Source organism: Pseudomonas sp. 1D4, assembly GCF_001728925.1.
GTDB lineage: Bacteria > Pseudomonadota > Gammaproteobacteria > Pseudomonadales > Pseudomonadaceae > Metapseudomonas > Metapseudomonas otitidis.
The window spans coordinates 25,843-50,896 of the sequence record NZ_LXJQ01000029.1 but is presented as its reverse complement, the minus strand read 5'-3'; the positions used below and the strand labels follow the sequence as shown (position 1 = coordinate 50,896).

The window sequence follows — 25,054 nt, the reverse complement described above, 5'->3', positions numbered from 1 at the left end:
GTGAACGCACATGTTCAATGACCTGAGCCGCATGGGTAAGTACCTCGGGCAGGCCGCCCGGATGCTGGTGGGCATGCCCGACTACGACACCTACGTCGAGCACATGCGGGGCAAGCACCCGGACCAGCCGGTGATGAGTTACGAGGCGTTCTTCCGGGAGCGCCAGGAAGCGCGTTATGGAGGCGGCAAAGGGCGGCCCATCCGCTGCTGCTGAAACCTGCCCCGCCAGGCTGCTGCGCTTGGCGAGGCAGATCGAGGTACAACCGCGCCACGCTTAGCCGTGGCGCGTGTTTTTGGAGATCACGATGTACCCAACACCCATCCCCGTCACCGTACTCACCGGCTTTCTCGGTGCCGGCAAGACCACGCTCCTGAAGCACATCCTCAAGGCCGAGCACGGCCTGAAGATCGCGGTGATCGAGAACGAATTCAGCGAGACGCCCATCGATGGCCAACTGCTGGGCGACGAGCCCGTGCAGGTCATGACCCTGGCCAACGGCTGCGTCTGCTGCTCCATCCACGTCGAGCTGGAAAAGGCACTGTTCCTCCTGCTGGAGTGCCTGGATGCCGGCGAACTGACCTTCGACCGCCTGGTGATCGAGTGCACCGGCCTGGCCGACCCGGCGCCCGTGGCGCAGACCTTCTTCGCCGATGAAGCCCTCTGCGAGCGCTACGTGCTGGACGGCATCATCACCCTGGTGGACGCCGTCAATGCCGAGCGCCACCTGGCCGAGTCCATCGCCCAGGCCCAGGTGGGGTTCGCCGACCGCATTCTGGTGAGCAAGCGCGACCTGGTGGACGAGGCGCACTTCGAGGCCCTCAACCAGCGCCTTTCGCGGATCAACCGCCGGGCGCCGGTGCGTGTCGTCGATCACGGCCGCATCGACCTGGCCGAGCTGCTGGACGTGCGCGGCTTCAACCTCAACGCCGACATCGGCCCCGTGCTGACCTTGCGCCCCGTGCGCCCGGCCGCCACCCCGGACCGCATCGGCACCCTGGTACTCAAGAGCGACAAGCCGCTGGACATGGAGCGCCTCAGCGCCTTCATGGAGGGCCTGCTGGAGCGCCACGGCAACGCCCTGCTGCGCTACAAGGGCGTGCTCGCGGTGGCCGGCGAAGCCCGTCGCCTGGTGTTCCAGGGCGTACTGCGCCTGTACGGCTTTGACTGGGACCGCGAATGGGAGGCGGACGAGCCACGTGAAAGCGTGATGGTCTTCATTGGCGACAACCTCCCGGAAGACGAGATCCGCGCCGGATTCGAAGCCGCGGCCCGCTGAGCGTCATCGGTGATTGGAGTGCCGCTTGAGCGTCAATGGAATCACTCGCATTGATTCTTTTCCTCTTTCGGCGTGCTCCCCATGACCGATGCCGCAGCGGCACCCGGCGACAACCCTTGGTTCGCTCTACCCTGAGCGCCAGCAACTGGCTCGGAGGCTGGCTGCGGCACCGCCTGGGATGCCGCTGACCCGAATCCACAGGCATTTCGTGCCCGTGGGGGCGAGCTCATTCGCCAAGCACTGCGCAGCGGCTCTGAAGTGTGTGCTGCAGGCACAAAAAAGCCCGGCAGGTGCCGGGCTCTTTCATTCGCCGCTCAGGCACTCAGTTGCCGTAAACCGGGAACTTGGCGCAGATGGCCTTGACCTGCTCGCGCACGCGGTCGACCACGGACTCGTCGCCCATGTTCTCCAGAATGTCGCAGATCCAGCCGGCCAGTTCGCGGCACTCGGCCTCCTTGAAACCACGGGTGGTCACGGCGGGGGTGCCGATGCGCAGGCCGGAGGTGACGAAGGGAGAGCGCGGGTCGTTCGGCACGCTGTTCTTGTTCACGGTGATGAAGGCGCGACCCAGGGCGGCGTCGGCATCCTTACCGGTGATGTCCTGCTTGATCAGGGACAGCAGGAACAGGTGGTTCTGGGTGCCACCGGAGACCACGTCGAAGCCGCGTTCGATGAACACGCTAGCCATGGTCTGGGCGTTCTTCAGAACCTGCTGCTGATAGGCCTTGAACTCGGGCTGCAGGGCTTCCTTGAAGCACACGGCCTTGGCGGCGATCACGTGTTCCAGCGGGCCACCCTGGGCGCCGGGGAACACGGCGGAGTTCAGCTTCTTCTCGATCTCTTCGTTCTTGCGCGCGAGGATCAGGCCGCCGCGCGGGCCGCGCAGGGTCTTGTGGGTGGTGGTGGTGACCACGTCGGCGAACGGCACCGGGTTCGGGTACACACCGGCGGCGACCAGGCCGGCCACGTGGGCCATGTCGACGAACAGGTAGGCACCGACCTTGTCGGCGATGGCGCGGAAGCGGGCGAAGTCCAGCACCTGGGAGTAGGCGGAGAAGCCGGCGACGATCATCTTCGGCTTGTGCTCGACGGCCAGGCGCTCGACTTCGTCGTAGTCGATCAGGCCGGCGTCGGTGATGCCGTACTGCACGGCGTTGTACAGCTTGCCGGAGGAGGATACGGAGGCGCCGTGGGTCAGGTGGCCGCCGTGGGCCAGGCTCATGCCGAGGATGGTGTCGCCGGCCGACAGCAGGGCCAGGTAGACCGCGGCGTTGGCCTGGGAACCGGCGTGGGGCTGGACGTTGGCGTAATCGGCGCCGAACAGCTCCTTGGCGCGATCAATCGCAAGCTGCTCGACCACGTCGACGTACTCGCAGCCGCCGTAGTAGCGCTTGCCCGGGTAACCCTCGGCGTACTTGTTGGTCAGCACGCTACCCTGGGCTTCCATCACCGCCGGGCTGGTGTAGTTCTCCGAGGCGATGAGTTCGATGTGCTCTTCCTGGCGCTGGGCTTCCTGCTCCATCGCGGCGAAGAGTTCGGCATCGTAGCGGGCGAGGGTCAAATCACGGCTGAACATGGCGGTCCTCTCAGGGATCGGTACGTGGAAAGGCGCGCATTCTAACTCATAGGTCGCTGGCTGACACATGAAGGTCGGTCATGCGACAGACAAGTGGCGCTCACGCGGATTCCTCTTCTGCGCCGCGCGGCTCGGCGAGCTTTTCCTGCGGGGCTTAGCTGAGCATGAACAGCGCGGCGCCGCCGAACTGGGCTTCCAACTGGTCGGCGGGCATCGGGCGGCCGAAGAGGAAGCCCTGCACTTCGTCGCAGCCGTGCTCGCGGAGGAAGTCGAGCTGGGCGTGGGTCTCGACCCCTTCGGCGATCACCGCCAGGTTGAGGCTGTGGGACATGGCGATGATGGCGCGGGCGATCTGCGCGTCGCGCTCGCCGTCGGGAAGGCCGTCGACGAAGCTGCGATCGATCTTCAGCACGTCGATGGGGAAGCGCTTGAGGTAGTTGAGCGAGGAGTAGCCGGTGCCGAAGTCGTCCACGGCGATGCACAGGCCGAGGCGCTTGAGGTTGGCGAGGATTTCCATGGCCTCGGCCACGTCGCGCATGAGGATGCTCTCGGTCAGCTCCAGCTCCAGGCAGGCGGGCGGCAGGCCGCTCTCGGCAAGGATGCCGGAGATGCGCTCGACCAGTTGCCCGTCGGCGAACTGACGGGCGGAGATGTTCACCGAGACCTTAGGCAGGCGCATCCTGCTTTGGTGCCACACGCGCAGTTGGCGGCAGGCCTCGCGCAGGACCCAGTCGCCGACCTCCACCACCAGGCCCAGTTCTTCCAGCACCGGGATGAACTCGCCGGGCGGGACCAGGCCGCGCTCGGGGTGGCGCCAGCGCAGCAGGGCCTCGACGCCGGTCAGGCGCTTGCCGTCGCCGGAGAACTGCGGCTGGTAGTAGAGGACGAACTCGTGCTGTTCCAGGGCGTGGCGCAGGTCGCTCTCCAGCTCCAGGCGCTCCAGGGCGCGGGCGTTCATCTCGGCCTGGTAGAACTGGAAGTTGTTCTTGCCGCGTTCCTTGGCGTGGTACATGGCGGTGTCGGCGTTCTTCATCAACTGGCTCGGCTCGTGGCCGTCCTGCGGGCCGAGGGCGATGCCGATGCTGGCGGTGACGAAGAATTCGCGGCCCTCCAGCACGAAGGGTCGGGCCAGGCGCGAGAGGATCTGCTCGGCTACGGTGATGGCGCGGTTCAGCGCGGTCTCGCGCCCGGCGCAGGGCGACAGCAGCAGGGTGAACTCGTCGCCGCCCATGCGGGCGACGGTGTCGTCCTCGCTGACGCAGCCGGCCAGGCGCACGGCGACGTCCTTGAGCATGCAGTCGCCGGCGGCGTGGCCGAGGGAGTCGTTGATCGGCTTGAAACGGTCGAGGTCAAGGAACATCAGCACTACCCATTCCTCGCGGCGCTCGGCGTGCTGGAGGGCGGTGTACAGGCGCTCCTGGAACAGGGTGCGGTTGGGCAGCTGGGTGAGTGCGTCGTAGTAGGCGAGGCGGTGGATGCGCTGCTCGCTGGCCTTGCGCTCGCTGATGTCGCTGAAGAAGCACACGTAGCTGACCAGGTCGCCTTCCTCGTCGTGTACGGCGGTGATACCGACCCAGGCAGGGTAGTGGTCGCCGACGCGGCGCTTGAGCCAGATCTCGCCCTCCCAACTGCCGTGCTGGTTGAGCTGGCGCAGGATGTAGTCGAGCTGGGTGGCCTGCTGGCGGTCGGCGGTGAGCAGCGAGGGCAACTGGTCGAGCATTTCGGCGGACTGATAGCCGGTGATGCGGGTGAAGGCTTCGTTGACCTGGACGATGTAGCCGGCCGGGTCGGTGACCAGGATGGCCGAGGTGGAGTGCTCGAACACCGTGGCGGCCATGCGCAGATCTTTTTCGGCACGGCGCTGCTGGCTGATGTCGCGGCCGACACCGAGCATGCCTTCGAAGCGGCCGTGCTCGTCCCACATGAGCATGATGCGCAGCTCCACCGGGATCTTGCGGCCATCGGCGCGCAGGCAGTCGAACAGGAACAGTTGTGGTGGCAACTGGCTGCGCAGTTCCGCCAGGCGCTGGGGATCGCCCAGGGCGTGGTCGACCTTGTCCAGCAGGATGAACAGCGAGGCCAACTGACGCGGGTTGGCCACGGTGCCGTTGAAACCATGGTCGATCACCCATTCCGGGCTCAGGCCCAGTACCGGTTGCACCGAGGGGCTGACGTAGTTGAGCTTCAGCTCGCGGTCGCTGGTGAAGATGACGTCGCTGATGCTCTCGGCCAGCAAGCGGTAGCGCCGCTCGCTGTCGCGCATCTGCTCGCTGGCCTCGATCTGCTCGGTGATGTCCTTGGCCACGCCGATCAGTCGGCTGACCCGGCCCTGATCGTCGCGGGTCAGGGCCTGCTCGCGGATGTCGAACCAGTGCCAGCTGCCGTCGCGGTGACGCCAGCGCAGCAGGCATTGCAGCAACTGCCCGTCGCTGACCACCTGCTGCAGGCTGCGCATGCGGGCGTACTGTTCCTGGTCGTCCGGGTGGAGGATCTGCTCCCAGAAGTGCTCGCCCATCTCGCGCAGTTCGCGCGGGCTGTAGCCGAGCTGCTGGCCGAGGCGGTTGTTGCTGAGCATCACCCGGCGCGCGCCGATGTCGTGAACGTAGAGGGTGTCGGGCACCGCCAGCACCACATCGGACCAGAAGCGCTCGCGCTCGATCAGCGACAGCTCCATGCGTTTGCGGCTGGTGATGTCGCTCATGCTGAGGGTGACGGCGTGCAGGTCCTGGATCATCTCGGGCATGCGCAGTACCACCCAGAGGTGCCGTTCCACGCCCTGGGGCGTGACGATGCGGGCTTCCAGCTCCAACTGCTGCTGGGTGCCGAGCACGGCGGCGATGAGCTGCATGCGCATGCCGCCGGGGCGCAGCGGGCGGTCGCCGATGATCAGTTGCCACGCCTGGTCGGCGTTGCGCACGCCCAGCAGGCGCAGGGCGAACTGGTTGACCTCGGTGACCCGCAGGCGCTGTTGCAGTGACAGATGCCGCTCGGGGTGGTCCTGCAGCCACTGTTCCAGGGCCTGGGCGTCGCGGATGCCGTTGTGCAGCAGGTGCTCGCGCAGGCTGGCGAGGTCGAGCACGCAGAGGGCGACGCCGGTGCCTTCGAAGATTTCCTGGTAGCGCCGGCGGGTCTCCTGCAGCACCCGCAGGGCCTGCTGTTCCTCGGTGACGTCACGCAGGACCCAGACGTAGCCGATGAGCTTGGCGCCGTCGTTGAGGTCGCTGCGGGTCACGGTGAACAGGCGTTGTACGGTGCCGACGCTGACCTGCACCAGGTCGGGGCCGAGGTCCTGGCTGTACTGGACGGTGTGCAGCAACAACGGGTCTAGGTTGGGCAGCAGGGCCAGCAGGTGGACCTGCTGGGCGTCCTCGCTGCTGAGGCCGAACATGGCTTCGGCCTGGGCGTTGAGGTAGCAGACCAGGCCGTCGGTCCAGGTCACCACCACGCGCTCTTCGATCGCCCCGAGGGCGCTGGCCGCCTGGCGCAGGGAGCGCCGCGAGGCGTCGTTGAGGGCTTGCAGGCTGCGCTGCTCGCGCTGCAGGACGAACAGCGCCAGCAGGGCCATGGCGGCGCAGACGGAGAACAGGGCGAGCTTGCCGATCAGGCCGGGCAGCCTGGTCGCTCGGGCCTGGCGCTCGTCGTACAGGGCGCGCAGTTGCCAGTCGCTGTTGGCCAGGGGCAGTTGGGCAAGGGTCTGGGCCTGCTCTTCGGCGGTCAGGGGCACGCCGGTGGCTTTGCTCTGGTCCGCTTCGGTGCCGCCGTGAATCAGCACGCGCTGGTTGAGGCGGTCCTCCAGCAGCCAGCCGCAGCTCAGGCCGCGCTCCCGTAGCCAGTCTTGCAGTACGGAGGCGTCGAGGCGCAGTGCCCAGCTACGCCCCTGGCCGTCGTGGAGCAACAGGTAGACCAGGCCGCCGGCCTCGGGGGTGAAGGCGAAATGGTAGGGCTGGCCGGCGCTGCGATGGGCCAGGGCGGCAATGTAGAGGCTGTCGTCGCTGCCGGGGGCACTGTCGTCGAGCACGCCGCCCCGGGGCGAGACCCGGACGATGCTGTGCATCTGCGGGTAGAGCACATGGAGGCTGTCGAGCAGGGCTGGCTCGCTGATCTCGCGGCCGCTGTACTGCAGCAGGGCAAGGCCGGCCTCGGCTTGCTGCTCCATGGTGCCCTCCAGTTGCCGTGCGAGCTGCTCGGTGAGGGTGCGGTCATGCTGGCGCTGGTCGGTCTGCAGGCGGTGGTACTCCTGCAGCAGTTGCCAGAACAGCAGCCCGATCATGACCATCACCAGTACCACGAGCAGGCCCTTGACCGAGCGCTGCAGAGCGGGGCCCTGGGGCTCTCCGGGCGCGCGGTGGGTGAGGGCGGGCGAGGTGTCGGGCACGGCGCAATCCTGATCCATCGGCGCGAAGGCCGAACGGGCTGGTCGGGGTTGTCTGGGGAAAGCCGGCTAGCATGCCTGGGGTTGCGGCAAAGTGCCAGCACAGCCGACGAGCGTCCGGCGGGCCGGAATCACCGGCGCGCCGCAGCAGGAAAACGCCCGCAGCCGGTGCGCGAGCAGGGACCCCGATCAGCCCTCTTCGGCGCTCGCTACCGTCGCTTGGGGGGTGGAGGCGGTGGAGGTGACGGTTGTTCCCGGGGTGGGGTGTCGGCGTTCCGGCCATATCTGCGCTGGCGCCAGCTCCAGGAGCGCGGCGATGGCGCGCTCGACCCGGGGATAGGGCAGGCGCTTGGCATTCTTCACCGCCGCACTGGAGACACCGAGTTGGCGGGCCACCTCCGCCAGGCTGTGGCCTCGTGTGCGCAGTTGGTACTTGACCCACTCCCAACGCTCGTCTTCGTCCTGGGGGATATCGAGGGGGAGCGAGGCAGGGTGCGGCGGTTGATCAAGGTAGGCCAGCAGGTGCCGGTGCAGGGCGGGTTGGGCTGTGCGTAATGGCCGCTCGAGGGCGGCGCGGGGGAAGTGCAGGCGGTTGTGCAGGCGTTCGAAGGCAATGGGGCAGGCGAAGGCCTGCCGGTGGAACCGTTCGTCGTTCGGCGCGGGGTGGGCCAGCTCAAGCCGCAAGGCCTGGGTGGATGGTTCGGTCAGCGGGGCCAGGGCATTGGCCAGCAGGGCCAGGATGAGTTCGTCGAACTGCCGGGTGTGGGGAGGGGCCCCGGGCAGCAGGCGGAATTCCACTTGCAGGCCATGGGTGCCGAGTCTCAACTCCAGCCGGGCGGGGGTCACCAGCCAGGCCAGGTGGCGCTGGGCGCACCTCAGTGCTTCGCCGAAGGTGCAGGCGCTCTGCACGGCCTGGCCGTAGAGACCGAGCGCGCCCAGGTCCAGCCGGGTGCCCTGGTACAGGCCGATATGGGGGAGGGGGCCCTCGTCGGCGTGCTCCAGGAGGTTGAGAAAGTCGTCCAGGGGCCAGGACGTGCCCGGCAGCAGGGCGTCTGGACCGTGGCCCAAGGCCTTGGCGAGGGGGGGGAGCAGGTGGCGGCAGCCCAGCAGCAGGCTGGCAGAGATCACCCGCCCCTCTGTGGTGTCAGTCATCGGGAGGGTCAGTAGTAAATGAGTGTGAACACTAACGCGCCGTTGGCGATACCAGCGTTGAACGGTTCGTTCAGCCTTAGATAACGCGCACGGTAGGGAAAGGCGTACGACTGCCCTGGGGAGTCGGTCAGTGCCAGCACGCCCCGTACCACGCGGTTATCCAGGGGGGCCGGCCCCGTTTGCCCCTCGAAGCGCTGGTGCACCTCGATGGCCACGCCCTGGGCGCTGTCGGGGTCAGGGCTCAGGCGCATCAGACCACGGGCGGCGTCCACGGCGCCGTCGCTGGGGCGCAGGGCGATGCCGATGTCGTTCTGCTGCCAGCCGGCCTGTCCGTCGAAGAGCCGGCGGGTTCCGTGGAACGGTGGGCAGTTGACCAGTCGCACGGCGAAGTCGACCCAGGGTGTGGCATCGCCCGGCTGGGCCAGCAATGCCGCAGAGAAGGTGCCGAGGACGACGTCGACATCGGTGGCCATGCAGGTGCTGCTGACCAGGTTGAGGCTGCCGCTCAGCTCGGTTCGCCCTATTTCGCCAGTGCCGCAGTGGAGTGACAGTGCAGGCAATTGGTCACCCGCCAGTGCGCCGGGTTGCAGGGTGGGTTCGGTCTTCACCAGTTGCAGCACCACGGCCGCACCCTGGGCAGTCGACAGGGCGGCGCCGCCTGGTGCGCTGTAGCGCACGCCGACGCCTGGCAGGCCGGTCTGGTAGACCGGCGCCTCGGCTGACTGGGCGTCTTGCCAGAGGGACTGTGCCGGGCGAGGGATGAGTTCGAGTGACAGGGGCTGATCGGCATCGTCGCCGCTGGTGACCTGGGGGGCCGGCAGCCACTGTTCATACAGCACGCTGCCGATGGGGGCGGAGGCCGGCAGGCTGATGGCGGGTGCTCCGAACGGAACCTGGCGACTGCTCGCCGTCATCGCCTGGCAATCAGCCTGGGCGTGGAGCGCTAGCAGACTGGTGAAAAGAGGGGGCAGCCAGGCGGCCAGGCGTATGAAGTGTAGGGTCGGCATGGTCGGCTCCTGATCAGGGGTGGCAGATGAGGTCACGGGGCGGCTCATTGGCATCGGGCAGCGGATGGGGAACTTGGAAGCGGCACTGCTGTTCGGTAGCTTTGCCCCAGGTGGCCATGAGTGTTTCGGGTTGGTTCTCCAGGCGCAGGTAGATGAGGCCACCCTGGCCGACCACGCCCAGTGCACGGCCCTGGTCGTCCTGCAGGCTTGCGCTGAAAGGAAGTGGTGTGTTGTCCGGCAAAACGCCACGGGCCAGCAGGACGCTGCCGGAACGCGTGGGGTACTTCACCATCAGCACGGCGCCGCTGCGGGGGGCTGCGCGCTGCTCGGTCTCGTCGAACTCGACGGTGTCGGCAGAGCCGGCCGGGTCGAGGATCAATTCGTTCATCTGATAGGGCTGGAGCCCGGCCACGACCGCGTGACCTTGACTGTCGAGCACCAGGCCGGGCTGCCTGGCAACCCGGGCCCCCGCGCCGCCCGGTGCGACCAGCACGGCGAATGTATCGCCCTGCATGGGGGTCAGGGTGACGCCCTCCGGGTGGGCGACCAGGCTGCCGTTGAGACCGAGCGTGGTGTTCCGGTAGCCGTTGCCCTGGGTCATGGCCCCGCTCATCAGTGCGCGTGACGACTGGTAGGTACCGCCGAGGCTGGTGGAGCTGGAGCTCTCGCTGCTTCGGGCCCGGGAGAGCGAGTACGAGAGCTGGCGCGCGCTGCCTGCACGGCCTCGCAAGGCCAAGCGTTCGTCATAGGAACCGTCGTGTTGGCGGGAGAAGGTGCTGGACAGGCTTTCGATACCGCCAAAGCGTGCGTCCAGTGGAATGCTGAGCGTCAGTCGCGCCTGGCCGTCGGGTTGTCCTCGGGCGTCCCGGACGCGGGTGAGGTCCAGGCCCAGGCTGACTCGATCAAAGCGATGGGCGTAGCCAATCTGGTACTGCCGCGCCCAACGCGGGTTCCCCCAGTCACGCTGGAGTATCACGCTGGTGTTGAGCTGCCCGGCCGCGCCGACATTGAGCGTAAGGTTCGCGCTTGCTCGGTCGCGCAGTCCGGCCATCGTCGCGTCGGCTTGCACGGGGCGCGGCGAATCCTGGCGGTGTGCTGCGCGGTTGAGGGACTGGTAACCCGGTGATGGGGCATGGCGCACCTCCATGGCGAGGCTTGGCCCGTCCGCGGGCCAGCTGCGTGCATAGGCCAGGCCTAGGCTGCTGCCCTGCTCGCGCTGGCCGTGAATCCGCGCCTGGCTGCGGGTGAGGTCGGCCGCGAGGGCGCCCAGTCTGGTATTGAGCGCTGCGCCAATCATCAGGGCGGTGTAGCCGGGGCTGGCCTGGCCTCCGAGGTAGGCAGTGGTGCGGTTGTCCAGGCCACGTCTGAATAGCCCATCCAGCATCATGGGCTGGCGCTTGAGCGACGGGGCGCGCAGGCGTCCGGCCGCCAGGCTGAAGCGCACCTGGCCCGGCCGCAGCAGTTCCACTGCCGGGCTGTAGGGCAGCGAGATGCGCTGCTCGCTGCCATCGGCTTCCAGGACCCGTACTTCGAGGTCCCCCCCTCGTCCGGGGGGGACGAGGTCATCCAGTTCGAAAGGCCCGGGGGCGACGTTGATCTCCTTCAGCAGGGTGTCGCCCTGCCAGACCTGGACACGTGCCTGGGTTCGGGCGACCCCTCGGAAGACCGGTGCGAAGTTGCGCTGGGAGTAAGGCAGCATGCGGGCGTCGCTATAGAGGCGAACGCCGCTCAGGGGCACGCTCGGGAGCAGTTGCCCGCTGCTGTTGACCTCGCCGATTTCCAACTGGCTGCTCCAGTCGTCCAGATCACGCTGCAGGTAGGTGGCTGCGTTGTGGTAGGTGGATGGGACGCCGCTCTGCCAGGCCTGGCTGCCCTGGTGGCGGAGTCGCCAGCGGCCCAGGTTGAGCCCGCCATCCAGGCTGAGGAAGAGGTTGTCGGTGGTGCCGCTCTCCTGTTCCTGGCGACTGGCATTGAGGTTGTAGCCGAGCGCGAGGGCCGTTACGCCTTCGTCCCACAGGCTGCGGTCCACATAGTCATTAGCATTGCGACGCAAGGCGAACTGGGGGATTTGCAGGTTCAGCACCAGTTCCGCCATGTCGAAGCGGGCTTGCCCGGCGTCCACTTGGTCTTCCAGGCGGCCGCAGGTCGCAGGGGCGATCGTGTGCAGGCGTGCTGCATCGACGCCAATGAGGACGAGCATGTCTGGCTGCAGGCAGGGAAAAGGGCCTCGGTCGTCGGTCACGACCTCGATCTCGCGGCGCAGAGCGATCCGTTCGTTCACGCGGATATCCACCGGGTAGCGGCCCGGCACCACCGGGTACTCGTCCTCGAACTGGCTGAGGTCGAAGTCTCGCGCTTCAGGGGGCAGGAAGGCGTCGTCGAAGACGATGGGGTCGTCGGCAAGGCAATACCTATCCAGAACCAGACACCCTCCAAGTGCCAACAGCACGAGCAGCAGGCAGCGGCAATGCCGCTGCAAAATGGGGTGCATCGAGGGTCAGGGGGTCAGGGGGTCAGGAGGGCGTCATGATCAGCGCTGGCACCGAAGTCGTTGATGATCCGGAATTCGACGGGCGCTTTACCGGAGGCTTGGTGTAGCCCCTTGAGCGGCAGCCGCAGGGTTTCCTTGGGGGCGACCATGGCGGAGCCGTTGTCCAGCGGAATGTTCTGACCGTCGAGGCGAATGCCGACAAAGGTGATATGGAACGGACCCGGGTTGCTGCAGACCAGCTCGCCATCCCGAACCATCCACTGCAGGGTACCTATGCCGGATTCCAGGCTGCCCAGCCCCTTGGGGCGGTAGAACAGTTTGAGTCGGCTGGAAAAGGCCACCTGCAGCTTGTTGCTGGCGCTTCCGGCTGCCGGTTTGGGGGGCAGTTCGAGCACGTTAAGCCAGAACAGCGATTCGCGGTCCTGCGGCAGGCCCTGTTCAAGCAGGCGGATGCGCAGGCTCTGGCCTTTACCCGGATTGACCCGGGACACCGGGGGGGTCAGCAGGAAGGGGCTACGGGCCGTTGCTACGCTTTCGATGTTCGGGCTCTGGTCGATCCAGGCTTGCGCCAGTGCTGGCAGTTCCCCGTTATTGGTCATTTGAACGGTGATCTCCCGTTCTTCGCCGGGGTAGATCACCCGGGTACCGGTAATGACGATGCCCCCTTGGGCGAAGGCGGGGGCGAGCATGGCAAGCATGCACAGCCAGGTGCGGATAGGGTTCATGGTGACTCTGTGACTGGAAATGAAGGGGGGGGAAGGCAGGCATTGCACCTGCCCTCCAGGGTGTTACGGGTAGCTGATGACGTAGGTCGCGGTGGACTCGACGGCACCCGGGGTTACAGCAGCCTTGGCGTAGTAGCGCACCTTGTAGACGGCACTGCCCTGGCCGGCGGTCAGGGTGAGGCCGGTGCTAGTCCCACCAATCAGGTCGAGGGGGTTGCCATTGTTGTCAGTCAGTTCCAGAAGCGCGTTGTCGGCCGGGTCGGTCGCGGCGATGTTGCGCAGGTAGTTCCCGTCCGAGTTGGAGGAGTAGAACACTACCTGGGCCTGGCCGGAGTTGGTCAGGCAGTCTTTCACGCTGATGGTGAAGGGGGTATCGCCGGTGGTGTTGCCCGGAAGTTGCAGGAGAGATGCGTTGGCCTCAGGCAGCGTGACGTTGGCAATGGCAGGGCTCACCACGCCGTTGACGGCGACGGTGCAAGTCTTCTCGACGATCTTGCCGTTGAAACGGATTTCCCCGGTGTCAGGGCCCGCGTTTGCAGCGAAGGCGGTGAGGCTGGCAGTGGAGAGTGCGACAACGGCGGCGGAGGCCATCAATTTCCTGATCATGTTGCGTTCCTTGATTAAGTAAGTGTGGATGTCTGCGCCGTGTACTCCCGGGGCATGGGCAGACCGGCAGCATGTTAGAAAGAGCGGCCTGTGGGACGCTTGCCAGCGTTCTGTAAGGAGGGGAAGTGGTGTTCCGGGAATTCGGCTATCACCTTGGACATAGTGACGATGCTGAGCTACAGGGGGGAGGGGGCGTTGAGGGAGGGCGTGCGGCGTTTGCACAACCCCAGGGGAGCTAATAAGCTGACGCACTTTCCCATCCATTCCGTCTGCGGCCAATGCCTTGCCACGCAAGCCATTGGCCCGATTCCACACGTTCAGCGAGGTCAAACAGTTTGGCTCAGTACGTCTACACCATGCATCGGGTCAGCAAGGTCGTGCCCCCGAAGCGTGAAATCCTCAAGGACATCTCGCTGTCCTTCTTCCCCGGCGCCAAGATCGGCGTGCTCGGCCTGAACGGCGCGGGTAAATCCACCCTGCTGCGCATCATGGCCGGCGTCGACACCGAGATCGACGGCGAAGCCCGCCCGATGCCGGGCATCAAGGTCGGCTACCTGCCCCAGGAACCGCAGCTCGATGCCAGCAAGACGGTCCGCGAGATCGTCGAAGAGGCGGTCGGCGAGATCAAGCAGGCCCAGGCCCGCCTGGACGAGGTCTATGCCGCCTATGCCGAGCCGGACGCCGACTTCGACGCCCTGGCCGCCGAGCAGGCCAAGTTGGAGGCCATCCTCCAGGCCGCCGACGGCCATAACCTGGAGCGCCAACTGGAGGTCGCTGCCGACGCCCTGCGTTTGCCGCCGTGGGACGCGAAGATCGAGCACCTGTCCGGTGGCGAGAAGCGCCGCGTGGCGCTGTGCCGCCTGCTGCTGTCAGCCCCCGACATGCTGCTGCTCGACGAACCCACCAACCACCTGGACGCTGACTCCGTCGCCTGGCTGGAACACTTCCTCCACGACTTCCCCGGCACCGTGGTGGCCATCACCCACGACCGTTACTTCCTCGACAATGTCGCCGGCTGGATCCTCGAACTGGACCGTGGCCACGGCATCCCCTTCGAGGGCAACTACTCCGGCTGGCTGGAATCCAAGGCCAACCGCCTGGCCCAGGAAGCCAAGCAGGAAGCCTCCCACGCCAAGGCCATGAAGGCCGAACTGGAGTGGGTGCGCCAGGGCGCCAAGGGTCGCCAGGCCAAGTCCAAGGCCCGTCTGCAGCGCTTCGAGGAAATGCAGTCCCAGGAATTCCAGAAGCGCAGCGAGACCAACGAGATCTACATTCCGGCCGGTCCGCGCCTGGGCGACAAGGTTATCGAGCTGCACAACGTCACCAAGGGCTACGGCGATCGCGTGCTGATCGACGACCTGTCCCTGAGCATCCCGAAAGGCGCCATCGTCGGCGTGATCGGCGGCAACGGTGCGGGCAAGTCCACCCTGTTCCGCATGCTCACCGGCAAGGAGCAGCCGGATTCCGGCCGCATCGAGATCGGCGAGACCGTGCAGATCGCCAGCGTCGACCAGAGCCGCGACAGCCTGGACGGCAGCAAGACCGTGTGGCAGCAGGTTTCCGATGGCTTCGAGCAGATCAAGATCGGCAACTACGAAGTCCCGTCGCGCAGCTACGTCGGCCGCTTCAACTTCAAGGGCGCCGACCAGCAGAAGTTCGTCAAGGACCTCTCCGGTGGTGAGCGCGGTCGCCTGCACCTGGCCCTGACCCTGAAGCAGGGCGGCAACGTGCTGCTGCTCGACGAACCGTCCAACGACCTCGACGTGGAAACCCTGCGCGCCCTGGAAGAGGCACTGCTGGACTTCCCCGGCGCCGCCATCGTGATCTCCCACGATCGCTGGTTCCTGGACCGTATCGCCACCCACATCCTGTCCTACGAGGACGACGGCAAGGTGACCTTCTTCGAAGGCAACTACACCGAGTTCGAAGCGGACCGCAAGAAGCGCCTCGGCGAGGCGGCTGCCCAGCCGCACCGCGTGCGCTACAAGAAGCTGGCTCAGTAAGCCGGCAGCACCACGAAAAACGGAGCCCTCGGGCTCCGTTTTTCATTCCGGGGGCGCTTACTTCACCTTGCGGCTCAGGTCCTCCAGGCTGCGTTGCAGCTGATCGATGCGGCTGTCCTGGCTGTCCACCTCACGCTTGAGGCCGGACAGGTCGCTGGAGGAGGAACTGCTGCGCTTGGCATCCTCCAGGCCACGCTGCAGTTGATCGATGCGGTTGTCCTGGTTCTCCAGCTCGCGCTTGAGACTGGAGACATCGCTGGACGACGAACTGCCACGCTTGGCGTCCTCCAGGCTGCGCTGGAGCTGATCGATCCGCCCCTTCTGGCTGTCCAGGTCGCGCTGGACGTTGGACAGGTCCGACGAGCCGGTGGTGCGCTTCACCTCCTCCAACTGGCGATTCAGGGTGCTGATGGTGCTGGCCTGGTCACTGACCTGCCGGGTCAGCTTCTCCAGGCTTTCCTGGGTTCTCTTCAACTGCTCCTGCATCTTCTCGAGGGTGTCGATGCTGATGCGGGATTCCTTCAGCGTTGTGCCACCGAGCGGATTGCGATCGACCGTAACCAGGTTGCTGTAGCTGCTGGACGAATTACCGACCTCGATGCCCGCCTGAGCCGCCCCGGCAAGACCCGCCAGGACCAGGGCGGCCAGGGAAGCGGTGAAGGGACGGACAGAACGCTTGGGCAAGCTGGACATGAACAGGTGCTCCTGAGTAGGTGCCGATATGGCACATCGCTATGACTGGAGCGCCGGGGTGCCGTTCCGTTTGTCGGGACGGATCAGTTGTATCCAATCATGACGGCCGATGACGACACGACGGCAGTGGATCGCCGAGCCGGTTTACCTGTGTCGTGAAAACGTCACTTTCTGGTGCTGGCAGCGCTCGAAAGAAGTGCAAAAACGCCAGAATCCGATGGCACGGGTATCTGCCGGAACAGAGCGTTCGGAGCGTAGGTTTATGGCGTGTGGTGGCGGGGATTTACAGCAAATGCACCAAAAAGTTTCATCAATGCGTCATTTTGCCCTGTTTATGTGTCAGATCGCTTGCTAGAGTCTCGCGCTACCGATTGTCCACAAAAGAAAAATACTGGTGAGCATCATGACTCCTTCCCTGGACCTGTTCCTGCAACGGCTCAAGCAACGCGACCCCCACCAGCCCGAATTCCACCAGGCGGTGGAAGAGGTCCTGCGCAGCCTCTGGCCCTTCCTCGAAGCCAACCCCCGCTACCTGCGCGACGGCCTGCTGGAGCGTCTGGTCGAGCCCGAGCGCGCCATCCTGTTCCGCGTGCCGTGGGTCGATGACAAGGGCCAGGCTCAGGTCAACCGTGGCTTCCGCGTGCAGATGAGCAGCGCCATCGGCCCCTACAAGGGCGGCCTGCGCTTCCACCCCTCGGTCAACCTCGGCGTGCTGAAGTTCCTGGCCTTCGAGCAGGTGTTCAAGAACTCCCTCACCTCCCTGCCCATGGGCGGCGGCAAGGGCGGTTCGGACTTCAATCCCAAGGGCAAGAGCGACGCCGAAGTGATGCGCTTCTGCCAGTCGTTCATGAGCGAGTTGTACCGCCACATCGGCGCGGACCTGGACGTACCCGCCGGCGACATCGGCGTCGGTGCCCGCGAGATTGGCTACCTGTTCGGCCAGTACAAGCGCCTCTCCAACGAATTCACCTCGGTGTTCACCGGCAAGGGCCTGGCCTACGGCGGCAGCCTGGTGCGCCCCGAGGCCACCGGCTATGGCTGCGTCTACTTCGCCCAGGAAATGCTCAAGGACCAGGGCCGTGGTTTCGACGGTGCGCGCGTGGCCATCTCCGGGTCCGGCAATGTGGCGCAGTACGCCGCGCAGAAAGTCATGGAGCTGGGTGGCAAGGTGATTTCCCTGTCCGACTCCGGCGGCACCCTGTTCATCGAAGACGGCCTGACCCCCGCGCAGTGGGACGAGATGATGGAGCTGAAGAACGAGCGCCGTGGCCGCCTGGAATCCCTGCAGGGCGCAGGCTTGCGCTTCCTGGCCGGCGAACGGCCGTGGAAGCTGGCTTGTGACATCGCACTGCCCTGCGCCACCCAGAACGAACTGGACGCCGACGACGCCCGCACCCTGCTCGCCAATGGCTGCATCTGCGTGGCCGAGGGTGCCAACATGCCCTCCACCCTCGAAGCGGTGGATGCCTTCCTCGGGGCCGGCATCCTCTTCGCCCCGGGCAAGGCCTCCAACGCCGGCGGCGTCGCCACCAGCGGCCTGGAGATGAGCCAGAACGCCATGCGCCTGCACTGGACCGCTGGCGAAGTAGACCAGCGCCTGCACGGCATCATGCAGAACATCCACCATGCCTGCGTCTACTACGGCGAGGAAAACGGCCGGATCAACTACGTGAAGGGCGCCAACATCGCCGGCTTCGTCAAAGTGGCCGACGCCATGCTGGCGCAGGGGCTGGTCTGACACGACCCACCCGCACCCGGACGAACAAGGGCAGCCAATCGGCTGCCCTTTTCATGCCGCTCCGGCGGCAGGGCCTGTGCGCTACAACGGGCCGTGTAGTCCGCACATAGGCCTCGCACTCAATCGCTGTGCCCACCCAGGGCGCGAGCGGCCGCGCGGTCCTTGTCCCGCTTCCACTCGTCATCACGGTCCCGCGTCACCTGTTCGCGGAACTCCCGCAGCTCCTGGCTGCGCATCTGCTCCTTGCACTGCTCGAAGCCGTCGCCCCAGCCCTCGGCATAGGTGCGGTCGCGCAGGTAGCGGGGCACGTCCTTGCGGAACTCGCCGGTGATCGCCAGCGGCGGCCTGGCGGCCGCTGCTGCAGCCGTCCTGGTAACCGTCGGCGAATGCCGGTGGATAACCCTGGGCAACCGGGTAGTCATGGGTGGTCTCGCAACCGGCGAGAAGCAGGGCCGCGCAGAGCAGGACAGGCAGGGTGGCGCGCATGCACGCCATGGTGAGCTCCCATGCGCCGATAGGGCGGGCGCATTCGCCGGATGGTCGGGGCGCGGGCCGGGTCCGCGCGCCCATTCTCGGCAGCGGGATGTCGTCTTTTCGTCAAGACGCCGTGAGCGTGACGTTGTGGAAGTCTTCCCGCTCGCTCTGGATCAGACAACGCACGGGCAGGAATTGCTGGATCACCTCAATGTTGCTGGTCAGGTGGTCGCTCAGCACGCAGGTGCTGAACTGCCCGCCGCCGGCCAGGGCCATTGGCAGCAGCAACTGGTCGGCCAGGTATTCCGAGGTGGCCGCCCCGCTGGCGAGCCAGGCCAGCAGCGGCCGGATTGCCAGGTCCGCCACCCGTTCGGCCGACAGGCGCGTCTGGCCCAGGGCGCAGAACAGCTCGGTCACCGCGTCGCAGCCCACCTTCAGCAGCAAGGCATTGCCCGGCCCCATGCCGGGTGCGAGGTAGGCGCGTTTCAGCGCCTCCTCTGGCCAGCCCAGGCGCATCGCCACCTGGCGCAGCTCGCGCTCCCCGACGTGGTGCGGGATGTTGGCCAGCACGGCCGTGGCTTCCTGCTCGCGTACCTCGCCGCGTGCTGGCAGCGCCAGCGGGCGCAGTTCGCCCGGCTGCACCTGCAGCATCACCTCACCACCGCCGGCGGGCATGAAGCCATGGCGTAACAACTCCATCTCCACCTGGGCGCCCATGCGGCGCAGCAGGGGCAGCCAGGCATGCTCGATGAAGTCCGTCGGCGGGGCCAGCGGGTTGTGGGTGCCGCCGCTTATCCACAGGCGAGCCGGGCTGTCGGCGAACAGCAGGGCCGGCAGCAGGGTCTGCAGCACCAGGGTGCAGCTGCCCGCACTGCCGATGGCGAAGCGGTAGTCGCCCCCGCGAATCGTGCCGGGAATGAAGGTCAGCTCCATCGAGCCCAATTCGGCCCCCTGGGTGCGTGCGCCACAAATCTGTGCAGAGGCCTGGACCGCCGTCAGGTGCTGGCGCAACAGGCCCGGACGCCCGCGCTGCTTGCGGATGTTGCGGATGCGCATCGGGAGGCCGGTAATCATCGACAGGCTCAGCGCGCTGCGCAGGATCTGGCCACCGCCGATGGCGCCGTCGAGTTCGAGAAAATCCGTGTTCATCTTCAGTGTTCCAATCAGTTGCTTCCGCCTGTGGCGGTTGGCCAGGTCATGGCCATTTCAGTCGGTTGTACGGGTTCCGGATGCTCGCCGGAGAAGTCAGCCAGTTGCGTCCATTCGAGGCTTTCTCTGGGGCGCGGACATACCAGTACCTGGCCCTTTCGTCCCATCAGCAGGCGGCCGCTGCTGTCGAAGTCGACGAAATCGGCATCCCCGAGCGCGGTGGGCTCGCCGTTTCTCCACAAGGTGAAGTGATTCCGCCACTGATACCGAGGCGCCTGGTGTTTCTGCCAGACCAGCATCAGCTCGTCCTGCTGCTTGGTCAGGCGTGTCTGCGTATGCCAGTGGTAGCTGGCTGTCATGCCGGGATGCAGATCCGGCGTCTGCCAACCTTTGCGCAGGAACGCCTCTATGCCGGTGAAAAACTCCCCGCTCGACTCAACCTGCAGCGGCAGGTTGGCGTCTGTGAGCTGCTCACGCGGTTTAGCGATGTTCAGACGCACACGGCGGGGAGCTATGAACAAACCTCCCCCGATAACCGAAGAGTGTGGCCATAGGGCCAACGCGGTGAAGTAGGGGGGGCGGCTGACGGCAGTCCAATGGGGGCCGTAATCCTCGGACCAGTAGCGTCGTCCCTCGCGGCGAGCGAGATAGAGAAAAAGCTCGCCATCTTCCGAGAGATCGCATTGCCCCGTGGCGATGGCGCCATGGAACCACTGGCCAGGCTCGAAGCTGTCGTCCCTCAGGTCCCAGCGGATCATCCGCACCCAATCGCTGGGGCCACGGCGCAGCAGCACCGCTACCGGTGCGCTGCGGGCGAACCAGGCCTGCAGGCTGCACTTGGCGGGTGTTCTTGCCGGGCCCTTGGTCTTGCTGGTCATGTGTTCCTGGTCGTCCTTGTTCATGGTTCGCTACAGCGCCCTCACCAGCGCCGAGAGTTCTTCCTCCGGCATCAGCTGCTGGCCACGCAGGCTTTCCAGCCGGGCCTTGAGCTGGGTCGTGCTGGTCCAGTTGACGAGTCTTTTCTGCCTGTGGCGCCAGGCGCTGAGTGCCTGCAACCAGGGTTCGCGTGATGCTTGCGGTGCCTCGCAGAGCCCGTCCAGCAGTGCCTCCAGCTGGGCGTGGGTGGGGAGTATCCGGCTGAGGCGAAGACCGCCCGCCATGTCGGTTGCGGCAAGGCGTGTCATCGCGGTCCGGAGTGCGGGTTCGAACGCTGGATGGCAAAGGCGCTCCAGGCCCTGCAGCGCTTCGACGACCACGCCCGGCGCGCGGTCATCCAGCAAGGCGAGGCAGGCATCGCCGGCCTGCTCCGGAACCTGCTCCACCAGCACCTGCAAGCCTCTGCGGCGGACCGACGGCAAGGATGAGGCGAGCGCCTGGCGGGCCAGGGGCACGGCCTCATCCATACGCAGCTCGGCGGCCTGGCCGAGCACGCCGTGCCAGCGCCCCCTGTCCGCCGGGTCCAGCACCAGCGCCCGGCGTACCACGGCCGCCGCATCGACACCGTGGCGCGGTGCGGCCCAGCGGGCCAGGTCGCGGACGGATGGTGAGACGTCCAGCAGGGCCGTTTCCAGCCAGCCGTGCAGTTCCGGTGCATTGGGCTCGGCCTTGATCAGCGCGTACAGCGCCCTGGCGCGCAGGCGGCCGTTGCGGTCCGAGAGGGCCAGCCGCCAGAGCGGTGCGGCGGATTCCGCCGGCAGGCGGCCTAGCCTGTCCATGACCCGGGCACGCAATGCCGGATCGGAGTGCACCAGGGCCTTGTCGATCAGCTCGGCATCCGGCTGTTCTTCGTTTGCCAGGGCGTCGAAGACGAAGCGGGCTTCCTGGCCGCGCAGGCCTGGCAATGCCGCCCGCACGCTGCCTCGCAGAGCGGGCTCGCGCAGGCGCGCGCGGATGCGCTCCAGGGCCACGCTGTGGTCGGCGCGCTGCTTGCGCTGCAGGTCCAGCAGCAGGTCGAGGTTATCCAGCAGGCTTTCGGCCGTGGCGTTGGGTTGCCGGTGCTCCAGTTCGGCCCGGGCCAGTTCGCGCAGGCTCGCCACCGGGTCGTTCAGGCAGACGAGGCAGTAGGCGAGGGCGGTTTCATCCTCGCGCTCCAGCTGGCGACGCAGCACGCCCTCGCGGATGAAACCGTTGCGTTGCAGCGGCAATTCGCGGGCCGTGATGACGGTCCCATTGGCCAGTACGGTTTCGGCCTCGTCCAGCCGGTACCGCAGCCAGTCGGTGTACTCGCCCGCTGCCTGTTTTACGCGGAGTTGGTCCCGCCAATGGGCGAGCCATTGTGTGGTGTTCATTGGGTTCTCCTTGGAGGGGGATCAGGCCCCATCCGCTTCCCGCCGGCTCATGGCTTCGGTGCGGGCGTGGTCGATAGCTGTGCCAGCGGCACGGTCTCCGGGCGCAGGGTCGCTGCGCAGGCGTACAGGCGGGTGGTTTCCGTCTGGGCTTCGGCGTCGCTTTCCGCCACCTGTGCCAAGGCGTAGCGGGCCGCTGCCGGCGCGCCGGTATCGATGACTGCGTAGGCTGCCAGGCAGCCTTCCTGCTGGTCCCGGGCGGCCATGGCGCTGGGGTGGCGCTCGGCGACCACGGCGCGCAGGGCTGGCGAGGGCGGTGCCATCGCCTCGGTGAAGGCCGTGCGATCCGGGTGCCAGGTCAGGCGGCGCGTCTCCAGGCGGTCCGCTGTGTCGATCGCGGCGGCATGCTCGTGCACCAGCAGCACCGGGCCGTCGCCCGTGGGTGCCAGCACCCAGCTCTGGTTCGGCCCCGGGGCTTCGTCGTGGGACCAGGCCAGGTGTGGGCCCTGGGGCGTGGCGAGGTACAGGGCGTGATGGCGCTTGGGGTGCTCGAAGCCACCCATCTGGCTGACCAGCAACGCGGGTGTGCCATCCGCCAGCCGCAGCAGGCGAGCGGCCGCGCTGACCTGCCCCTCTTCCTCGCCGGTTATCCACACCCTGGGTGCCGCGTCAGCCCCCAGGGGCGTGCCGGCGCCGTACAGGGGGTCGGGCGCTGCCAGGCTGGCTGGTGCCGCTGTCGCTGCCCAGGGCAGCGCCAACGTGGTGCCGTGTCGGCGGCCGTCTTGCAACAGGCGCAGCTCGAACGGGCAGGGCGCGGTGGTGCAGGCGGGCAGTGACAGCTCGTAGGCCGTCGCCGAGTCCAGGGGCAGGGTGTCCAGCACCTGGCGCTCCTGGGCGGCGAGGCCGCTGGTCAGGCCCAGGAGCAGCAGGCCGGTGAAGGGTTTGAAGTCCATTTCAGCGGTTCTCCATTGAGGCGATGGCGTCAGGTGGCGTGGGTGTGCACGCAGTGACGCATGAATTCATCCAGCAAGGCGTCGTCCCCCTGGCCGCGCGGCAGTTGCGGGGCTTCGCCGGCGCTGGCCAGCTGGGCCTCGATGAAGGCGTGCAGCACCTCGCGGCGCGGGCCGTGGGTGGCTTCGGTGGCGGCACGCTTGAGCTGCAGCAGCTCGTCGATTTCCGCCAGCAGCGCCGGGTCGTCCAGGGTCACCAGCAGGTCCTCGAAGGGCATCGGCGGGCGGCCACGGCCCTGGTCGAGCCAGCGTACCGCCAACAGTGGGCGCAGGACGTAGAGGTACTTCTTGAAACGCACCTCGTCGCCTTGCAGGTAGCCACGGAAGTTCTTCTTGGCCATGGACAGGTAGTGATGGCGCACGGCCCGGGGCGACCAGAAGGCTTCGGCCAGTTCGCGCAGGCGCGCGGTGGCGGCGTCGTCCTGGCGGTAGACCAGGGGCGAGTCGAGCCACTCCAGCAGCGTGGGGTTGGAGTTGCGCAGCAGGCGCAGGGCCTTGCGCAGCTCCCAGCCGCTCACATCCAACTCGTCGTCCAGCGGGCGCTCGATCACGTCGCGCGGCTCGCGTACCTGCAGGTACCAGTCGGGCTGCTCGACGTAGACGAAGCGCACGTCGTAGTCGCTGTCGCTGGAGGCGAAGCCCCAGGCGCGGCTGCCGGATTCGCAGGCGTAGAGCACGGTGACGTTGCGCTCGCGCTCGACCCGTTGCAGTTCCTCCAGCACCCGCTCGCGCATGGCGGCGGGGAGGGGATGGCGGTTTTCCAGTTTCTGCAGCATCAGCCGCTCTCCCTCAGGGGCGAAAGGCGTTGGGAGGGCAACGCCGATCGTTTCTCATCCTTTCACACAGACTACCTGGCGCAGGGTATGCACCACTTCCACCAGCTCGCGCTGGGCGTGCATCACGGCGTCGATGTCCTTGTAGGCCATTGGGATCTCGTCGATCACGTCCTCGTCCTTGCGGCATTCCACATGGGCGGTGGCGCGGATCTGGTCGTCCACGGTGAACAGTTTCTTCGCCTTGGTGCGGCTCATGGTGCGGCCGGCGCCGTGGCTGCAGGAGCAGAACGCCTCCTCGTTACCCAGGCCGCGCACGATGAAGCTGCGCGCGCCCATGGAGCCCGGGATGATGCCCAGCTGGCCCTTCTGCGCCGATACCGCGCCCTTGCGGGTCACCAGGACTTCCTGGCCGAAGTGCTGCTCCTTCTGCACGTAGTTGTGGTGGCAGTTCACCGCTTCCAGGTTGGCCTCGAAGGGTTTCTTGATCACCGTACGCGCCGCCGCGATCACGGCGTGCATCATCAGTGCGCGGTTCTGCTTGGCGAAGTCCTGGGCCCAGCCCACGGCCTCCACGTAGTCGTCGAAGTGCTGGCTGCCTTCTTCGAAGTAGGCCAGGTCGCGGTCCGGCAGGTTGGCGATGTGCTGGCGCATATCGGCCTGGGCCAGTTCGATGAACAGGCTGCCGATGGCGTTACCCACACCGCGCGATCCGCTGTGGAGCATGAACCAGACGCGCTGGGCCTCGTCCAGGCAGACCTCGATGAAGTGGTTGCCGGTTCCCAGGGTTCCCAGGTGCTTGCGGTTGTTGGTCTTCTCCAGGCGCGGGTACTTGTCGGTGATCACCTTGAAGCGCCCGGCCAGGGCCGACCAGGCGTGGTCCGCCAGCTCCGGCACGTCTTCCCAGGACCCCTTGTCTCGGCCACCGCGAGCGGGGCTACGACCGTGGGGCACGGCCTTCTCGATGGCGCTGCGCAGGCCCGCCAGGTTGTCCGGCAGGTCGGAGGCGGTCAGCGAGGTGCGTGCGGCGATCATTCCGCAACCGATGTCTACGCCCACGGCGGCCGGGATGATGGCGCCGACGGTGGGGATCACGCTGCCGATGGTCGACCCCTTGCCCAGGTGCACGTCCGGCATCACGGCCAGGTGCTTGAAGATGAAGGGCATCTTCGCGGTGTTGATCAGTTGCTTGCGCGCGTCCTCCTCCACCGGTACGCCCTGGGTCCAGAGCTTGATCGGCTTGCCGTTGGTGACTTCCAGCAGGTTGTAGTGCTTTTCCATGGTTCCTTCTTTCCTTTCAAAACGGCGACAAGTCGGGTGAAACGGCATCGCGCTCTATCCGATTGAGCTACGGCCCCGGAGAGCCGGCGGGAGTCGAACCCGCGACCACGACGTCCTGTAGTTCCACCGGCATTCGCCGGGCAAATTCGGTTGGCCGCCTGGGCGGCCGGGGTGCAGCGACAAGGGATGTGGACATGAATTGCTCTACCCGCTGAGCTACCCGTTGCCGGGGCGGGGCTCGAACCCGCGACACATGTAGTGCCCATTGCATTCGCTGCCGACCCTTGCGGGCCGTGGTGAAACAGGTGCGACGACAAAAGGTGGTGAAACGTTTTCGTGTTCTACCGTTGAACTACGGCCCCGCAGTATTGGAGCCGACGGGATTCGAACCCGCATCTCGACCGTTGGAGGGTGTAGTTCCACCGGCATTCGTCGCAAAACT

Annotated in this window: 18 protein-coding genes and 1 pseudogene; 4 read left to right on the top strand and 15 right to left on the bottom strand. The window is 66.6% G+C overall.

Annotated features, from left to right (window positions below):
* Positions 1-10 precede the first annotated feature (10 nt).
* Together A7D27_RS15930 and yjiA are read left to right on the top strand one after the other, a co-directional pair.
* Positions 11-214: a YbdD/YjiX family protein gene (locus tag A7D27_RS15930; protein ID WP_069565412.1), complete on the top strand. Its 204-nt coding sequence runs from the start codon at positions 11-13 to the stop codon at positions 212-214.
* A 91-nt stretch (positions 215-305) separates the two neighbouring features.
* On the top strand, positions 306-1,277 hold the full coding sequence (yjiA, locus tag A7D27_RS15925; RefSeq protein ID WP_069565411.1) for a GTPase: 972 nt from the start codon (positions 306-308) through the stop codon (positions 1,275-1,277).
* 322 nt (positions 1,278-1,599) lie between these two features.
* Here yjiA and glyA read toward each other — a convergent pair whose 3' ends face one another.
* The 7 genes from glyA to A7D27_RS28365 all read right to left on the bottom strand — a co-directional run bounded on the left by glyA (position 1,600) and on the right by A7D27_RS28365 (position 13,206).
* Positions 1,600-2,853 carry a serine hydroxymethyltransferase gene (glyA, locus tag A7D27_RS15920; protein WP_069565410.1) on the bottom strand — a complete coding sequence of 418 codons (1,254 nt, stop codon included), beginning with the start codon at positions 2,851-2,853 and terminating at the stop codon, positions 1,600-1,602.
* A 154-nt stretch (positions 2,854-3,007) separates the two neighbouring features.
* Positions 3,008-7,246 (bottom strand): EAL domain-containing protein, encoded by a 4,239-nt coding sequence (locus A7D27_RS15915; RefSeq protein WP_139134107.1) that lies wholly within the window; start codon positions 7,244-7,246, stop codon positions 3,008-3,010.
* A gap of 168 nt (positions 7,247-7,414) precedes the next feature.
* Positions 7,415-8,377, bottom strand: a complete 963-nt coding sequence (locus tag A7D27_RS27255; RefSeq protein WP_083265655.1) for an AraC family transcriptional regulator ligand-binding domain-containing protein — start codon at positions 8,375-8,377, stop codon at positions 7,415-7,417.
* An 8-nt stretch (positions 8,378-8,385) separates the two neighbouring features.
* On the bottom strand, positions 8,386-9,384 hold the full coding sequence (locus A7D27_RS15905; protein ID WP_069565409.1) for a fimbrial protein: 999 nt from the start codon (positions 9,382-9,384) through the stop codon (positions 8,386-8,388).
* A gap of 13 nt (positions 9,385-9,397) precedes the next feature.
* Positions 9,398-11,875 (bottom strand): fimbria/pilus outer membrane usher protein, encoded by a 2,478-nt coding sequence (locus A7D27_RS15900; RefSeq protein WP_069565408.1) that lies wholly within the window; start codon positions 11,873-11,875, stop codon positions 9,398-9,400.
* Between the two features lie 14 nt (positions 11,876-11,889).
* Positions 11,890-12,564, bottom strand: coding sequence for a molecular chaperone (locus A7D27_RS15895; protein ID WP_256557176.1), 675 nt, complete (start codon positions 12,562-12,564; stop codon positions 11,890-11,892).
* Between the two features lie 99 nt (positions 12,565-12,663).
* Positions 12,664-13,206, bottom strand: coding sequence for a fimbrial protein (locus A7D27_RS28365; protein ID WP_069559883.1), 543 nt, complete (start codon positions 13,204-13,206; stop codon positions 12,664-12,666).
* 335 nt (positions 13,207-13,541) lie between these two features.
* On the opposite strand from A7D27_RS28365, the gene ettA reads away from it, so the two are divergent.
* Positions 13,542-15,209, top strand: a complete 1,668-nt coding sequence (ettA, locus tag A7D27_RS15885) for an energy-dependent translational throttle protein EttA (RefSeq protein ID WP_044410459.1) — start codon at positions 13,542-13,544, stop codon at positions 15,207-15,209.
* Positions 15,210-15,266: 57 nt separating this feature from the next.
* On the opposite strand, the gene A7D27_RS15880 is transcribed toward ettA, so the two are convergent.
* Positions 15,267-15,902, bottom strand: coding sequence for a hypothetical protein (locus A7D27_RS15880; RefSeq protein WP_069565407.1), 636 nt, complete (start codon positions 15,900-15,902; stop codon positions 15,267-15,269).
* Between the two features lie 403 nt (positions 15,903-16,305).
* Here A7D27_RS15880 and gdhA point away from each other — a divergent pair, with 403 nt between their 5' ends.
* Entirely contained in the window at positions 16,306-17,640 is a 1,335-nt protein-coding gene (gdhA, locus tag A7D27_RS15875; RefSeq protein ID WP_069565423.1) for an NADP-specific glutamate dehydrogenase, read from the top strand.
* A gap of 119 nt (positions 17,641-17,759) precedes the next feature.
* Here the strand turns inward: gdhA and A7D27_RS15870 are convergent.
* From A7D27_RS15870 to A7D27_RS15840, 7 genes and pseudogenes are all read right to left on the bottom strand, one after another.
* Positions 17,760-18,126 (bottom strand): annotated as a pseudogene (locus A7D27_RS15870) (hypothetical protein).
* A 111-nt stretch (positions 18,127-18,237) separates the two neighbouring features.
* Complete coding sequence (rtcA, locus tag A7D27_RS15865) at positions 18,238-19,263, bottom strand: RNA 3'-terminal phosphate cyclase (protein ID WP_069565406.1); 1,026 nt, start codon at positions 19,261-19,263, stop codon at positions 18,238-18,240.
* Positions 19,264-19,277: 14 nt separating this feature from the next.
* Complete coding sequence (locus A7D27_RS15860) at positions 19,278-20,165, bottom strand: hypothetical protein (protein ID WP_069565405.1); 888 nt, start codon at positions 20,163-20,165, stop codon at positions 19,278-19,280.
* A 6-nt stretch (positions 20,166-20,171) separates the two neighbouring features.
* Complete coding sequence (locus A7D27_RS15855) at positions 20,172-21,551, bottom strand: HEAT repeat domain-containing protein (RefSeq protein WP_069565404.1); 1,380 nt, start codon at positions 21,549-21,551, stop codon at positions 20,172-20,174.
* Positions 21,552-21,598: 47 nt separating this feature from the next.
* Positions 21,599-22,501, bottom strand: coding sequence for a hypothetical protein (locus A7D27_RS15850; RefSeq protein WP_069559877.1), 903 nt, complete (start codon positions 22,499-22,501; stop codon positions 21,599-21,601).
* Positions 22,502-22,530: 29 nt separating this feature from the next.
* Positions 22,531-23,334: a nucleotidyltransferase domain-containing protein gene (locus A7D27_RS15845; protein ID WP_069559876.1), complete on the bottom strand. Its 804-nt coding sequence runs from the start codon at positions 23,332-23,334 to the stop codon at positions 22,531-22,533.
* Positions 23,335-23,388: 54 nt separating this feature from the next.
* Positions 23,389-24,612, bottom strand: a complete 1,224-nt coding sequence (locus A7D27_RS15840; protein WP_069559875.1) for an RtcB family protein — start codon at positions 24,610-24,612, stop codon at positions 23,389-23,391.
* Positions 24,613-25,054 lie beyond the last annotated feature (442 nt).